At 58.9% G+C, this 13456-nt stretch carries 13 protein-coding genes; 7 read left to right on the top strand and 6 right to left on the bottom strand.

From position 1 onward, the window contains the following. The first annotated feature begins 60 nt into the window (after positions 1 to 60). The 4 genes from ACR0M9_RS02995 to ACR0M9_RS02980 all read left to right on the top strand — a co-directional run bounded on the left by ACR0M9_RS02995 (position 61) and on the right by ACR0M9_RS02980 (position 3733). Complete coding sequence (locus ACR0M9_RS02995; protein ID WP_209503692.1) at positions 61 to 1224, top strand: M20 aminoacylase family protein; 1164 nt, start codon at positions 61 to 63, stop codon at positions 1222 to 1224. Positions 1225 to 1254: 30 nt separating this feature from the next. Then, positions 1255 to 2229 (top strand): agmatinase, encoded by a 975-nt coding sequence (speB, locus tag ACR0M9_RS02990; RefSeq protein ID WP_480480570.1) that lies wholly within the window; start codon positions 1255 to 1257, stop codon positions 2227 to 2229. Between the two features lie 89 nt (positions 2230 to 2318). Then, a complete protein-coding gene (gene speB, locus ACR0M9_RS02985; RefSeq protein ID WP_480504872.1) occupies positions 2319 to 3266 on the top strand; it encodes an agmatinase in 948 nt (315 codons plus the stop codon). Between the two features lie 65 nt (positions 3267 to 3331). Next, positions 3332 to 3733: a DUF1499 domain-containing protein gene (locus tag ACR0M9_RS02980; RefSeq protein ID WP_480564421.1), complete on the top strand. Its 402-nt coding sequence runs from the start codon at positions 3332 to 3334 to the stop codon at positions 3731 to 3733. Positions 3734 to 3748: 15 nt separating this feature from the next. Here ACR0M9_RS02980 and ACR0M9_RS02975 read toward each other — a convergent pair whose 3' ends face one another. Beyond that, entirely contained in the window at positions 3749 to 4030 is a 282-nt protein-coding gene (locus ACR0M9_RS02975) for a hypothetical protein (RefSeq protein ID WP_480480576.1), read from the bottom strand. Positions 4031 to 4092: 62 nt separating this feature from the next. Between ACR0M9_RS02975 and prfA the strand changes: the two genes are divergently transcribed. The 3 genes from prfA (at position 4093) to ACR0M9_RS02960 (ending at position 6823) form a co-directional block, all read left to right on the top strand. Then, positions 4093 to 5148, top strand: a complete 1056-nt coding sequence (prfA, locus tag ACR0M9_RS02970) for a peptide chain release factor 1 (protein WP_480481653.1) — start codon at positions 4093 to 4095, stop codon at positions 5146 to 5148. After that, positions 5145 to 5990, top strand: a complete 846-nt coding sequence (gene prmC, locus ACR0M9_RS02965) for a peptide chain release factor N(5)-glutamine methyltransferase (protein ID WP_480564424.1) — start codon at positions 5145 to 5147, stop codon at positions 5988 to 5990. Before prfA ends, prmC begins: the two co-directional genes overlap by 4 nt. 239 nt (positions 5991 to 6229) lie before the next feature. Next, positions 6230 to 6823, top strand: a complete 594-nt coding sequence (locus ACR0M9_RS02960) for a DUF4167 domain-containing protein (RefSeq protein WP_480772804.1) — start codon at positions 6230 to 6232, stop codon at positions 6821 to 6823. A 55-nt stretch (positions 6824 to 6878) separates the two neighbouring features. On the opposite strand, the gene rsmA is transcribed toward ACR0M9_RS02960, so the two are convergent. The 5 genes from rsmA to lptG form a co-directional block, all read right to left on the bottom strand. Beyond that, positions 6879 to 7721 carry a 16S rRNA (adenine(1518)-N(6)/adenine(1519)-N(6))-dimethyltransferase RsmA gene (rsmA, locus tag ACR0M9_RS02955; protein WP_480772803.1) on the bottom strand — a complete coding sequence of 281 codons (843 nt, stop codon included), beginning with the start codon at positions 7719 to 7721 and terminating at the stop codon, positions 6879 to 6881. An 85-nt stretch (positions 7722 to 7806) separates the two neighbouring features. Further along, complete coding sequence (pdxA, locus tag ACR0M9_RS02950) at positions 7807 to 8772, bottom strand: 4-hydroxythreonine-4-phosphate dehydrogenase PdxA (RefSeq protein ID WP_480504884.1); 966 nt, start codon at positions 8770 to 8772, stop codon at positions 7807 to 7809. Beyond that, on the bottom strand, positions 8769 to 10022 hold the full coding sequence (locus tag ACR0M9_RS02945) for a peptidylprolyl isomerase (protein WP_480480584.1): 1254 nt from the start codon (positions 10020 to 10022) through the stop codon (positions 8769 to 8771). Before ACR0M9_RS02945 ends, pdxA begins: the two co-directional genes overlap by 4 nt. Continuing rightward, positions 10013 to 12175, bottom strand: a complete 2163-nt coding sequence (locus tag ACR0M9_RS02940) for an LPS-assembly protein LptD (protein WP_480564435.1) — start codon at positions 12173 to 12175, stop codon at positions 10013 to 10015. Before ACR0M9_RS02940 ends, ACR0M9_RS02945 begins: the two co-directional genes overlap by 10 nt. Then, the gene (lptG, locus tag ACR0M9_RS02935) at positions 12175 to 13275 is read right to left on the bottom strand and encodes an LPS export ABC transporter permease LptG (protein WP_480480588.1); all 1101 of its coding nucleotides are present in this window, start codon (positions 13273 to 13275) and stop codon (positions 12175 to 12177) included. The genes ACR0M9_RS02940 and lptG overlap by 1 nt, the downstream gene beginning before the upstream one ends. Positions 13276 to 13456: the final 181 nt, after the last annotated feature.

The raw sequence follows: 13456 nt of genomic DNA, 5'->3' as shown, positions 1-13456 counted from the left end.
CCCTTTCATTCCGGTGTCAGATGCATCCATTCCGCAGTCCCGATCAGGAGTCCACCCCAGATGCCCGTCGTCAACCGAATTGCCGATTTCTCTGCCGACATGACCAGATGGCGCCAGTATCTGCATACCATCCCCGAGTTGGAATTCGAATGCCATGAAACGGCAGCCTTTGTGGCCGAACGTCTGCGTGAGTTCGGGGTTGATGAGTTGCATGAGGGGATCGCAAAGACCGGGATGGTCGCGATCATCAACGGGCAGGGCGACGGGCCGACGATTGGCTTGCGCGCCGATATGGATGCGTTGCCAATTACCGAGGAAACGGGCGTTGACTATGCCTCTCAGAACCCCGGAAAGATGCATGCCTGCGGCCATGACGGGCATACTACCATGCTACTGGGCGCGGCACGTTATCTGGCCGAGACGCGAAATTTCAGCGGTCGCGTGGCGCTGATCTTTCAACCCGCCGAGGAAGATGGCGGTGGTGCTGGTGTGATGGTCGAAGAAGGCATCATGGACCGGTTCGACATCTCACAGGTCTACGCGCTGCACAACGCGCCGGGATTTGCCGAAGGGACATTCTATACCACGCCGGGGCCGATCATGGCGGCTGTCGATACGTTCGAAGTGCATATTCAGGGAGTCGGTGGCCACGGTGCGATGCCGCATGAAACCCGTGATCCGGTTATGGCGGCCTGTGGGATTGCGCAGGCCATTCAGACCATTGTCAGCCGCAACCATTATGCGCTGGATGATCTTGTTGTCTCGGTCACGCAAATCCACACCGGCACGGTCAACAACGTGATCCCGGATACGGCCTATATCAACGGCACCGTTCGAACATTCGACCCGAACGTCCAGCAGATGGTGATGCGGCGCATGGCCGAGATTGTCGAGGGGCAAGCCAAATCCTATGGGGTCGAGGCGCGATTGGAATACAATGTAGATTACCCTGCCACCATCAATGATGCCGAAAAGGCGGGATTTGCGACCGAGGTGGCGCGTGAAATATCCGGAGACGACCGCGTCACCGGCAATACCGGGCGCGAGATGGGGGCCGAGGATTTCTCGTACATGCTGCAAAAGCGCCCCGGTGCTTATTTGTTCCTTGGGCAGGGCGAAGGCGCAGGGCTGCATCATCCGAAATACAACTTTAACGACGAAATCGCGCCGGTGGGCGCGTCGTTTTTCGCGCGGATCGTGGAAAAAGCGCAGCCGTTGAGCTGATAAAGGTTCGGGAAAGGGACTACAGAAGACATGGCACTGGAAGACGCAAGAAACCAGGTGGATGAGGCATTCACCAATCCGGACCTCAAAGGGTTGTCTTATGAAAATACGTTCGGCGGGGCGACGTCTTTTCTGCGGCGGCTTTACACCAAGAACCTGAAGGGTGTGGACATCGCCGTTACTGGCGTGCCGTTTGATCAGGCAGTTACGAACCGGCCCGGCACGCGCCTTGGCCCGCGGGCGATCCGTGAGGCCAGCGCGCTTCAGTCGCCCGATGCGCCTTATGGCTGGCCCTTTGATGCGCTGAGTGAACTGGCGATCGTGGATTATGGCGATATGGCTTATGATTACGCCAATATCCCGGCCTTTCCTGACACGCTGACCGACCACATCCGAACCATTCTGGCTGCTGATGTGGCGTCGGTCGCGTTGGGTGGCGATCACTATATCAGCTTTCCGATCCTCAAGGCCTATGCCGAGAAATTCGGGCCAATGTCCCTGCTGCAATTCGATGCGCATACCGACACATGGGCCGACGACGACATGTCCCGCGTGGATCACGGGACAATGTTCTACAAGGCGGTAAAGTCGGGCATTGTCGATCCGAAACGCTCGGTCCAGGTGGGTATTCGCACGACGAACGAGGATACGCTGGGCGTGAACATCATCGATGCGCGCGAGGTTTATGAATCGGGACCAGCTGCTGTGGCAGAGAAGATCAAGAACATTCTTGGTGACAGCCCCGTTTACCTCAGCTTTGACATCGACGGTCTTGACCCGGCTTTTGCCCCTGGTACGGGCACGCCAGTCTGGGGTGGATTAAGCTCGATTCAGGCGCAAATCATCCTGCGCGACATTGCCGGGATCAATATCAAGGGCGGGGACGTTGTCGAAGTATCGCCGCCCTTTGACACCTCAGGTGCGACAGCGATTGCTGGGGCCCATGTGGCGACGCAGATCATTTGCCTGTTGGGGTGGAACAAGCTGGATAAAGCAGATGGGTAAACCCGCAAGGGTTCACGTTAACCAACAGTTAGCCATGCTTAAGGTATGTGCTGGATCAAGTGACGAACAGGGACGGGACCATTACGCACATGACCGAATTCAACCAACCACTTAGCGGGAATGATCTGGCCCGGTTTTCCGGGCCGAACACATTCATGCGCCTGCCGCAGGCCTCCTCGCTTGAGGGGTTGGATGTGGCGGTGCTGGGGGTGCCGATGGATATCGGCACGTCGTGGCGGTCGGGCACGCGCTTTGGCCCCAAGCAGATCCGCGGCGAAAGCGCGATGATCCGGCCCTATAACATGGCCACCAGAGCGGCCCCGTTCGACAGTTTGCAGATAGCCGATATTGGGGATCTGGCGATCAACACCTTCTCGCTTGCGGACAGCCTCAGGATCATCAAGGAAAGCTATGACGCCATTTTGGCGAAAGGCGTGATCCCGATGGCCATGGGGGGCGATCATTCGATCACCCTGCCGATCCTGCGAGCCATCAAGGCAATACACGGGCCCGTGGCGCTGGTGCATGTGGACGCTCATGCCGATGTGAATGACGAGATGTTCGGTGAACGCGAAACCCACGGCACCGTTTTCCGTCGTGCATATGAAGAGGGGCTGATTGTTCCCGACAAGACGTTCCAGATCGGCATTCGCGGCTCGGGTTATGCAGCCTCGGATTTTACCGAGGCCAAGGACTGGGGCTTCCGCCAGTTCCCCGCATGGGAGCTGTGGCAGCAGAACCTGACCCAGATCGGATCGCAGGTTCGCAAGATCATTGGGGACCACCCGGTTTACATCTCGTACGACATCGACAGCCTTGATCCCGCATACGCTCCGGGCACCGGCACGCCGGAAATCGCGGGTCTTTCGACACCGCAAGCGCTGCAACTGATCCATGCCCTGCATGGGGTAAACGTGGTGGGATGCGATCTGGTCGAAGTCTCACCCCCTTATGATCCATCGGGCAACACAGCACTGACAGCAGCCAATCTGATCTATGAGATGCTGTGCATCCTTCCGGGTGTGACGTCGCGGTAAGACGCGGTGGAATGTCTTGCCGCCGGTTTTGTTCCGCTTAGGGTTCACAAAAGGGATGGAGCGGGATGAAAAAGATGGCTTTGTGGGCAGTGATTGCGCTTGTGGTTGGGGCGGGCGCCTATGTCCGGCTGGCACCGTCAGACCCTGCGCGGTGGCACGTCGCTTTGGTTTCGCCCGAAAGCCAGAACTTGCCGGGTGGTGCGTTGCGCGTTGTTGAAACCGGTCCCGACGGGTTGCAGCGTCTTGATGAGATTGCCCAAGCCACGCCGCGCACCACTGTTTTGGCGGGTTCGGTCAGTGAGGGCATGATCACCTATGTTACCCGCACGAAATGGATCGGCTTTCCCGACTACACCACGGTACAGCAGGACGGAGACATCTTGCGCATCCATGGCCGTTTGCGGTTCGGTCGCAGGGATTTCGGTGTGAACAAGGCGCGGGTCGATGGGTGGTTGGCACAATTCTAGTCGTTGCGCAAACGGTCAGGACGCATCGTCCAGATCTATGGGGTCGAAAGGCTCACTTTGTAATTTGGACGACAAACACCCCTCCTGAACCTCGCGCCACATGGGAACGTTAAGGGACATCTGGCATTGCGCGGTGAACATGCGTCCGTCGACCTGAAGGCAGATCATCTCACCCAGTTCGATGCGAGACCCGGATGTGTCGGTGCAATAGCAATCCCGCGTCTTGCCGTCAGGGCCGATGTAATCGGCGAGGGCAGGCGTGGTTGTCAGCAGCAGAGCAAGTAAAACCCGTTTCATGGCCGCGAGCTTAGCATGACGTTGCCCTTGACCAAAGCCCCCGGATGAGAGACACCGCCGGGATGATCCCCGAAGAACGTCTTGAACAGATCACCCAGCGTTTTCAGTACCTCGAAGCTGCCATGGCAGATGGCGCATCGGGTGGTGATATTGCGGCGCTGGCCAAAGAATATTCCGACCTTAAGCCTGTGGTCGATCAGATCATGGCCTGGCGACAGCTGGTGGGGGATCTGGCCGAAGCGCAGGCGATGCTGACTGACCCGGACATGAAAGAGCTTGCCGAGGAGGAAATCCCCGAGTTGCAGGCCCGCATCCCCAAGGCGGAAAACGCGCTCCAACTGGCACTGTTGCCAAAGGATGCGGCAGATGCCCGTCCGGCGATGCTGGAAATTCGCCCTGGCACCGGCGGGGACGAGGCCGCTTTGTTCGCAAGCGATCTGTTGCGCATGTATCAGCGTTACGCCGAGGCGCGTGGCTGGAAATTCGAGATTATCGAAGAGCAGGCCTCGGATCTGGGCGGCATCAAGGAAGTAGTAGCCCATATCAAAGGCGACAATGTCTTTGCGCGACTGAAGTACGAATCCGGCGTCCATCGGGTGCAACGCGTGCCCGAAACCGAAAGCGGCGGGCGCATTCACACCTCGGCGGCGACTGTGGCGGTTCTGCCCGAGGCCGAGGATGTAGACATCCAGATCGACGCCAATGATATCCGAATCGATACGATGCGAAGCTCGGGCGCGGGCGGACAGCACGTGAACACGACTGACTCGGCTGTGCGGATCACGCATCTTCCTACTGGATTGGTGGTGACAAGTTCCGAGAAGTCCCAGCATCGCAACCGCGAGATCGCCATGCAAGTTCTGAAGACGCGCTTGTACGATCTGGAGCGGCAGCGGATTGACAGTGAACGCTCGGCAGATCGTGCCAGTCAGGTTGGCTCGGGGGATCGCTCGGAACGCATTCGTACTTATAACTTCCCGCAGGGGCGCATGACCGACCACCGGATCAACCTGACGCTATATAAGCTGGATCAGGTGATGCAGGGTGATCTGGACGAGGTGATTGATGCGCTGACGGCGGATGATCAGGCCCGGCTGCTGGCCGAGATGGCACAATGACAGGTCTGCAAACAGCGGCACAGGCGATGGTGGCGGCGACAGCGCGTCTGCGTGCGGCCGGTGTGGACGATCCGGCACGTGACGCGCGTCTGTTGCTGGCCCACGCTGCACGGATTGAAGCCAGCCGCGTGACATTGATTGCCCCGGAAGAATTACAGCCCGAGATCGCCGAGCGTTATGACCAGTTGATCTCCTTGCGGGCCATCCGGGTTCCGGTGTCGCATCTGTTGGGTGAGCGGGAGTTCTACGGCCGCAGGTTTCGCGTCAGCCGGGATGTCCTTGATCCGCGTCCGGAAACAGAAACCCTGATCGAAGCAGCGTTGAGCGAACCATTTGATCATGTCCTCGACCTGGGGCTGGGCTCGGGGTGTATCCTGATAACCCTTCTGGCCGAACGCAGCAGTGCCACGGGCGTGGGTGTTGATCTGAGCGAAGCCGCCTGCCTGCAAGCCAGTGCCAATGCGGTTCAGCATCAGGTAGAGACGCGGATTGAGATCCTTCGATCAAACTGGTTCGAAAACATTGAAGATAAATTCGACCTGATTGTTTCCAACCCTCCGTATATCTCAGTGTCTGAGATGGAAGAACTGTCGCCCGAAGTGCGTGAGCACGAGCCGCGCATGGCCCTGACGGATGAGGGGGACGGGTTGGGCGCGTATCGTCGGATCGCGGCGGCGACCCCGGATTTTCTGTTGCCGGGCGGGCGAATTCTTGTCGAAATCGGTCCGACGCAGGCGGCAAAAGTGTCAGCCTTGTTCGATGCCGCCGGGTTGGTGGACGTCCGGGTAATCCCCGATCTGGACGGTCGCGATCGTGTCGTCGGCGCAAGAATGCCGGGATGAGTGGTGGGTTTGCGGCAAAAAACGCCGACCTGTAGAAAAAAGCTGGTGAAAATCCGAGATTCCTCTTGTCTGCGCCGTCAGGACATGCTTGCTCAGGATTAGTCGGCGAGGTTGACGCTGTTGCAGCGCACCCCTGACGCCAAGCCCAAAAAGTCGACTTCCCGTCACGGCAAACGCCTTAGAGCAGTGCAAAACACGGGTTGAGCGACAGCGCATTGATAAGGCTGACGTAAAGTAAGATGAGATCTTCCAAACCCCGTTCGCGGGCCAAGAATAACCGCAATCGTCCTTCTGGCGGCAACGTCGTAAATCGGGTTTTTGACAGCTCGGGTCCCGAAGGCAAGGTCCGTGGCACGCCGCAGCAGATTATTGACAAATACAACCAGTTGGCACGTGACGCTCAGCTGTCGAATGACCGCGTGGCGGCAGAGAACTTCCAGCAACACGCGGAACACTACCTGCGGATGCTGAGCGAAGCGCAGCGCGAGATTGACGCGCGCCGTGAAGAGCAGGAGCGCCAGAACCGCGAACGCCAGGCCGAGCGCGACCGTGAACGTGCCGAACGTCAGGAACGCGAAGCGACCCGCCAGGCTGATCCGGCCGAAGCACCGCAGCCTGATGTGATGGACCTGTCTCAGCAAGTTTCAGAGCCCGATAGCGGTCTGGTGGAGACCCCGGAAAACAAAGAAACCCCGGCGGCTGAAACACCGGAAGGGGCTCCGCGCAAGGAAAAACCCGCGCGCAAGCCACGCGCCCGGAAGCCCAAAGCTGCACCCGAGGCAAAAGAGGATGCTCCTGCCGACACGGGGGACGCACCGGAGGCGGCAGAATAAAGCCGATGTCCAAAGAACCAAGCCCCGAGGTTTAACTCGGGGCTTTTTCGTTTGTTCAGGTTTTCTTAACTTCGCGCGCCAAAGCGCAGAACGCTTCCAGCGGGACTTGCTCGGCACGGTCCGTGGGCTTGATACCTGCGGCCCAAAGGCGGTCTTCGATATCCGGGGCAATGCCTTTGAGTGAGGCGCGCAGCATCTTGCGGCGTTGGTTGAAGGCGGCAGCCACGACGCGCGACAGGGTGGCGGCATCGGCGGGATAGCGTGGCTCGGGCAGGGCGGTCAGGTGGACCACGGCGCTTGAAACCTTGGGCGGCGGAGTGAAGGCCCCGGGGGGAAGCAACATGGCGATACGTGCCTCTGCCCGCCATTGGGCAAGGATGGCAAGGCGTCCATAGGCTTTGCTGCCGGGTTGGGCAACAATACGCTCGGCCACTTCGCGTTGGAACATCAGCGTCAGGCTCTGCCAGAATGGGGGCCATTCGGGCGGTGTCAGCCAACGCACCAGCAGCTCGGTGCCGACATTGTAGGGCAGGTTGGCGGCGACGCGGATTGGCGGTGTCAGATATTCAAGCGGGTTGATCTCCAGTGCGTCGCCGTTGATCACCTCAAGCCGACCCGGATACGCGGCGGCGATGTCGTTCAGGGCGGCAATGCACCGTGTATCTTTTTCGACGGCCACGACCTTGCGCGCGCCTTCGGACAGCAGGCCTCGTGTCAACCCACCGGGACCGGGGCCGATTTCAAGCACATCGCATTCTGACAAATCGCCGGCTTGTCGGGCGATCTTGGCAGTCAGGTTCAGATCCAACAGGAAATTCTGCCCCAGCGATTTGCGCGCCGAAAGCTGGTGGGTTGCGATGACCTCGCGCAGAGGGGGAAGCGTGTCTATAGCGCTCATGATCGGAATACCTTGGCGCCAGTTAAAGGGGCTGTGCCCGAGATTTTTGTGCCTCCGGCGGGGATATTTTCAGCCAGGTGAAGGATCAAGAGCTTTTTACCATGCGTTGGGCAAGTTTCAGGGCTTCGATCAGGCTGGAGGGGTTGGCGATGCCTTTCCCCGCGATGTCCAGTGCTGTTCCGTGGTCGGGCGAGGTACGGATAAACGGCAGGCCAAGGGTGACATTCACGCCCCGGTCGAAATCCAGCGTCTTGATCGGGATCAGGGCCTGATCGTGATACATGGCGATGGCGGCGTCATAGCGGGTGCGGGCGGCTGCGTGAAACAGCGTATCCGCAGGGTGGGGGCCTGTAATTGTCGCGTCCTCGGGGTTCAGATCGGCCAGCATCGGAGCAATCCAGTCGAGCTCCTCTGTGCCCATCTTGCCGCCTTCACCTGCGTGCGGGTTCAGGCCTGCAACTGCGATGCGGGGATGCGCGATACCGAACTGATCACGCAAACCGCGTGCAGTGATTTCAATCGTTTCGCGCAGAAGATCAGGGGTAAGTGCCGCGGGAACCTGTGACAATGGAATGTGAATCGTCGCGGGAACGACGCGCAACTGCTCGCTGGCCAGCATCATGACAACCCGGCGGGTTCCGGAAAGGGCCGCCAGAAACTCGGTATGGCCGGGAAAGGTGAAGCCTGCGCCGTCGATCAGGGCTTTCTTGTTGATCGGTGCAGTGCAAAGCGCTGCGGCCTCACCGGTCTGTACCAGTTCGGTGCCGGTTTCGATGGCATCAACCACCGATGGCGCGTTGGCCGGATTCGGCTGGCCGAATACGTTCGCGGCGGGAAAATCCATGTGAAGAACGGGCAGGGCCCGGCCACAGGCTTCAGCAACCTGACTTGGGTGTTCGATTTTAGCAACGGGTGTGCCTGCTGGCAGGTGGCTGGCGTCCCCGATATAGAAGAACGGGCAGGCATCGCGCAGTTCAGCCCACGCCTTGGCCGCGATTTCCGGGCCGATACCGGCCGGTTCGCCGCAGCTGAGCGCGACGGGCCGTATCATTCCTGAGTAATGACAGCGTCAGCCCGCAGCTGCTCCACCAGACTGGCCGCAAAGGCCTGAAGACGTTGCTGCGCCAGCGCGTTGGCGACATCGCCCCGAGAGGTGTCTTCGCCCAGATCCCGCGTGCGGTTGCACAGCATCAGAAACACAAGCGTCTGACCATTGTTGCGGGTCAGAGTCGCCGACGCTTCGTTCCGGTCCAGCTTGGCCAGTTCCACGGCAATATCACCGGGCACCTCGGAAGGTGCGGCTTCGACCCGGTCCAGAACTTCGGCGGGCTGATCCTTGGCAATGCCATAGAGATCATCACAAGTGTCGATTTCTTCTTTCAACTTCGCGGCCCGCGAAAGGGTTTCGGCGCTGCGCCCGCCAGGCAGGTAATAGGCGGCATAATCCAACTTTGAAATGCGCGGAGCGCCGGTTGCGACTTCGCGCAAGCCCCGCATCTGAAACAGGGCAACCGCGTTCGGCAGGGTGATCGGGTCGGTGATCTCACCGGTCTGAAGCCCCAGGATGACAGGTTGAAGCGCCGGGGGCAGGTTCGAGATGTTCAGCCACTCCAGACGTCCACCCTGACCCCGTGTTGCGGCTGCGGAATACTGAGCGGCGGCAGCAGAAAACGCGTCCTGCCCTTCAAGGCGCGAGATTTCTTCGGCCAACAACTCGGTCTGGGCAACCGTTTGCGGGTTTACCGGGATAATGATTTCGGACAGCAGGACCTGCAATCCGCCACCGCCCGTCTGGCCCAGCGCGCGATCAATCTCATCCTCGGTCGGGCGCGCCTGCGACAGATAGCGCGAGCTGATATAGTCGCGCCATGCCAGTTGATCCGCGACATAGTCTCGGACCGTTTCAGGGTCGACGCCCGCGTCGCCGAGAAGTTTCAGGAATTGTTCGGACGACAATTGTCCGCGCGAGGCGAATTCGTCGATGCCCAGCTGAACGGCCTCGGGCGTCGCTTGCACGCCGGCGCTGCGCATGACCTGCCTGCGCAGTTTTTCATCAATCAGGGCATCCCTGACGTCAGCTTCGTTACCACCGGGCAAACCCAGAACATTCAGGAATTGCAGGCGCTGTTCAAGCTCGTACCAGGTGACAATATCCTGATTGACGCGGATCGCGGGTGAGAACAGGCTTTGCGCGCTACCCTGAAGAGGCGCGATTGCAAAAACTGCGGCAACCAGTGCCGGTGTGACCGGTTTAAGCCAACCGGAACGGAGAAACCTGGAGAAACCTGATATCAACTGCATGTTCTCTTGTATGTCTTGCCACCGCCTTCAAGGGCGTACCCTGTCAAAGAAAGGGTAAAGCCGAATTCTGTCGAAGGCTCAATAGTGGATGTTGAAGTAAAGCGCCGACTTACGGACATGTTAACCCGAACGCATTCGTTCTGATAGGTCACACCCAGACCCAGCCGGATCGGCTCCGACTCAGCCAGATCGTAGCGCGCCAGGGCATTGGTCAGCCAGTTCTGATCGACCTGGTAGCGTCCGAGAAGCAGAATTTCCGAGATTTCTTCGGTGATGTTTTCCGCCGGGTCCGGTTCCTGCCAGATATAGCTACCAGACAGGCCGGCATTTTCGGATGCCCATGCGCCGCGCAGTTCGGCTTTGACAAAGCTGAAATCCCCGTCGATCAGACCGCGTCCGGCAAGTGACCAGCCATTGGCCGTGCTGATCTGCCCGGCTACCAGCAAATCCGACGATGTGCCCTGCAATCCCGATGTCAGCGTGAAGTTTGGATCGGCGTCGGCCCGAAACACTTGGCCCACAGTCGCCTGGGCCTGCCAGCCACCCGCGCCATACCGGGCCCAGTTCAGGCCAACCACACCAGTGGCACTGTTCTCGCGCTGATCTTCAGCAGGGAACCGCGAGAGGGACAGAAGGTTGCCCTGATCGAATTCCTGAAAAGTGCTTTCATCATTCGGAACATCGGTGTCCGATACATGTGTCCATCCGAACTGCGCAATCGGTTCGAGGAACTGAACAGCCCCCGATTCCTCGCGCCGGGTCATTGGATACCGGAGAGTCAAAGCCGCGCGCGGCGTAGATCGGGTCACGTTGTCGGGGTAGTTGCTGTCGTGGCGAACGTTGAAAGTGTCAACCGACGCCCCCAGCGTTGTATCGACCCGCAGCCCCGATGAGAAAGTCCAGCTGCGCAGCCATTCGGCATCGAAGGTGGCCCGTGCCATGTCGCGACCAACAACATCTGTGTCGCTGGTACGTTCATGCGCATGACCGATGAATGCCAGCCGAACCTCGCCCCCCAGCGTGCTGGGAAAATAGCGTTTTTCATAGTTGAGGTCGAAGACGCGGGACGGGATTTCGTCCTGATTTTCGCTGTCCCGAAGTGTTTTGTAGTAGATCAGGCCGGTTTTGAACGCACTATCGCGCTTGATCCGCTCCAGTGCGATTTCGCTGCGCAAGCGGTCCAGATCCGGCAAGCCGTAATCGGCCAGGTAGGCATCGTCGGATGTAGTTTCCAGATTGAAGGTCAGACGGAAATCGTTCTTCAGATTGAACCAGCCGGTGGCAAACAGGTAGCCGCGATCCTGATCGGGTTGCACATCGTCCCGTGTATAAGCGCCTTCCACCTGAATGCGTCCGTTCACAAAGGCCTGACGATAGCGGTATCCCAGAGTTGTCGTCTTGGCTGAGACGTAAGGCGTAAGTGTCAGGTCCTTGTGATCGCCAAGTTTGAAGAAATACGGAACCTGAACGCCAGTGCCCAATTGCGAGGTGCTGCGGATAGAAGGAACCAGAAAGCCGGTTGCCCTCTCTAGCGTTGGGTCGGGCAAGCGCAGATAGGGAAAGTAGAATACCGGATAATCCAGGACCCGAAGCTGCGCGCCTTCGAAATATAGTTGCCGTTCCAGTTGATCATGCGTGACTTTGCGCGCCCTGATCTGCCACAGAGGCGGCCTGCCGTCGGTGCAGACATGACAGGATGTGGCTGAAACCTTGCTGAATTGTGTATAACGTCCTGCGGCCCGTTTCGCCTGAACCGAGGCGATCTGTACCTGCTGTTCAAACACCATGCGTGCACCGATCAGCAGTCCATTCTGAATTCCGCTGTCCAGTTGCCCTGAATCCGCCAGCAGCGTAGTTTGACCACCCTGATCGATACGAATGGGGCCTTCCAATATCAGCTCGCCAGTCTCGCGGTCATACGTGATACGATGGGCGGACAACTTGGTGTCGCCCTGAAAGGCTTCGACATTGCCTTCAGCCACAAGTTTGCGCTCAGGCGTGATGAATACCTTGTCGGCCACCAGCAAGGCGGGCTCTTGCTGCGCTTGTGTGCCCTGTGGTTGTGGCCGGCCTTGGGATGTCTGTGCTGCAGTTCCCGCCGGGACGGACAAAGCCAGTGCACTGGTAAGCAATACAGGAACGATATGCCGCATCAGCCGTCCTCCGCATGCAGTAGCAGACCAAGAGACAGCAGAATTGCGGCAAAGGGCGGTGCCCAGGCAGCGATATAGATGGGCAATTGTCCGTTTTCCCCGAGGATTTGCGCGAAATTGCGCACGAAATAGATGGCAAACCCAAGCAGGACGGCTGTCAGAACGGCGATCCCAGTACCGCCGAACCGAACGTGGCGCATGGTAAACGCGGCCCCGATCAGAACCATCGAGATCAGAAAGAAAGGCCGGGCCAGCTGTACCTGCAGCCAGACCTCATATTGTTTGGTCGAAAACCCCGCCTCGCGAAGGTCGCTGATCAACTGGGGCAGGTCATAAACTGAAACCGAATCCTGTTGCCCAAACGTATCCATGATCCGCTGTCGGGTCAGCGAGGTCGGCAGCTCCAGACGCTCGTGCACAACTGAATTGGATTCAGGGTTCTGCCCATCCTGCAAGGCCCAGGTTTTTGCCTGATACAGAACCCAGTTCCCGTCTTCCAACTCTGCCCGATCCGCAACAATTTGCTGGGTTGGTTTGCCATCCCGCCCAAAGGTGATGACGGTAACACCGTCCAGCCGCAGCTTGTCTTGGTTCGATGTTGCCCGGGCGTGGATAACGGCCTGCCCATTCTCGGCAGACTGGCGCAGCCACAGGCCCTCGCTGCTGATCGAAAGGGCCGAGCTGCCGTTGTTTCGGTATGAATCCGACAAGCGGCGGAACTCTTCAGATGTGGCCGCTGCGATGGGATTCAACAGTGCAACGGCCAGAGCGCCGATGATCAGCGACAACAGGACAGGGGCGACCAAAGCGCGGATGCCCGAGCGGCCAGTTGCACGGGTCACCACAAGTTCGGAGGTACGTGCCAGCCCAACGAACAGCGCGATGGTGGACAGGATGACCAGCAAAGGCAGCATTTCGCTGATGGCGGCTGGTGTATTCAGCAGTGTGAGGTGCAGCAGCTGGGCAAAAGACAGGTCGAAATCGTCAAAGCGGCGAATCTGTTCGATCAGATCGATGAGAATCATCAAGGTCAGGAAAATACCTCCGATGACCATGAAGCTTTGCAGAAACCGGCGGGCAAAATAACGGTCCAGGATCATAGGCGCGACCCCGCTGCGCCTGTAGTGCGGGGCGTCGGGCTGATATCGCGCCTGCGCAATGCTGTGCGCGACGGCGTATGCCTGCCCTCTCGTACCACGTCTTTCTCCCCCGAGCCTGCCGGTCATTTTTTCGGGACCTTAATGCAATTGAAAGGCGGGGAAAACTGCTATCTGGTCAATG

Source organism: Ruegeria sp. CH2 (genome assembly GCF_056537065.1).
This window is presented reverse-complemented; position numbering and strand designations above follow the sequence as displayed.

Coding starts and splice junctions, on each gene's coding strand:
- ACR0M9_RS02995 (WP_209503692.1), top strand. CDS start 61: ATGCCCGTCGTCAACCGAATTGCCGATTTCTCTGCCGACATGACCAGA.
- speB (WP_480480570.1), top strand. CDS start 1,255: ATGGCACTGGAAGACGCAAGAAACCAGGTGGATGAGGCATTCACCAAT.
- speB (WP_480504872.1), top strand. CDS start 2,319: ATGACCGAATTCAACCAACCACTTAGCGGGAATGATCTGGCCCGGTTT.
- ACR0M9_RS02980 (WP_480564421.1), top strand. CDS start 3,332: ATGAAAAAGATGGCTTTGTGGGCAGTGATTGCGCTTGTGGTTGGGGCG.
- ACR0M9_RS02975 (WP_480480576.1), bottom strand. CDS start 4,030: ATGAAACGGGTTTTACTTGCTCTGCTGCTGACAACCACGCCTGCCCTC.
- prfA (WP_480481653.1), top strand. CDS start 4,093: ATGATCCCCGAAGAACGTCTTGAACAGATCACCCAGCGTTTTCAGTAC.
- prmC (WP_480564424.1), top strand. CDS start 5,145: ATGACAGGTCTGCAAACAGCGGCACAGGCGATGGTGGCGGCGACAGCG.
- ACR0M9_RS02960 (WP_480772804.1), top strand. CDS start 6,230: ATGAGATCTTCCAAACCCCGTTCGCGGGCCAAGAATAACCGCAATCGT.
- rsmA (WP_480772803.1), bottom strand. CDS start 7,721: ATGAGCGCTATAGACACGCTTCCCCCTCTGCGCGAGGTCATCGCAACC.
- pdxA (WP_480504884.1), bottom strand. CDS start 8,772: ATGATACGGCCCGTCGCGCTCAGCTGCGGCGAACCGGCCGGTATCGGC.
- ACR0M9_RS02945 (WP_480480584.1), bottom strand. CDS start 10,022: ATGCAGTTGATATCAGGTTTCTCCAGGTTTCTCCGTTCCGGTTGGCTT.
- ACR0M9_RS02940 (WP_480564435.1), bottom strand. CDS start 12,175: ATGCGGCATATCGTTCCTGTATTGCTTACCAGTGCACTGGCTTTGTCC.
- lptG (WP_480480588.1), bottom strand. CDS start 13,275: ATGATCCTGGACCGTTATTTTGCCCGCCGGTTTCTGCAAAGCTTCATG.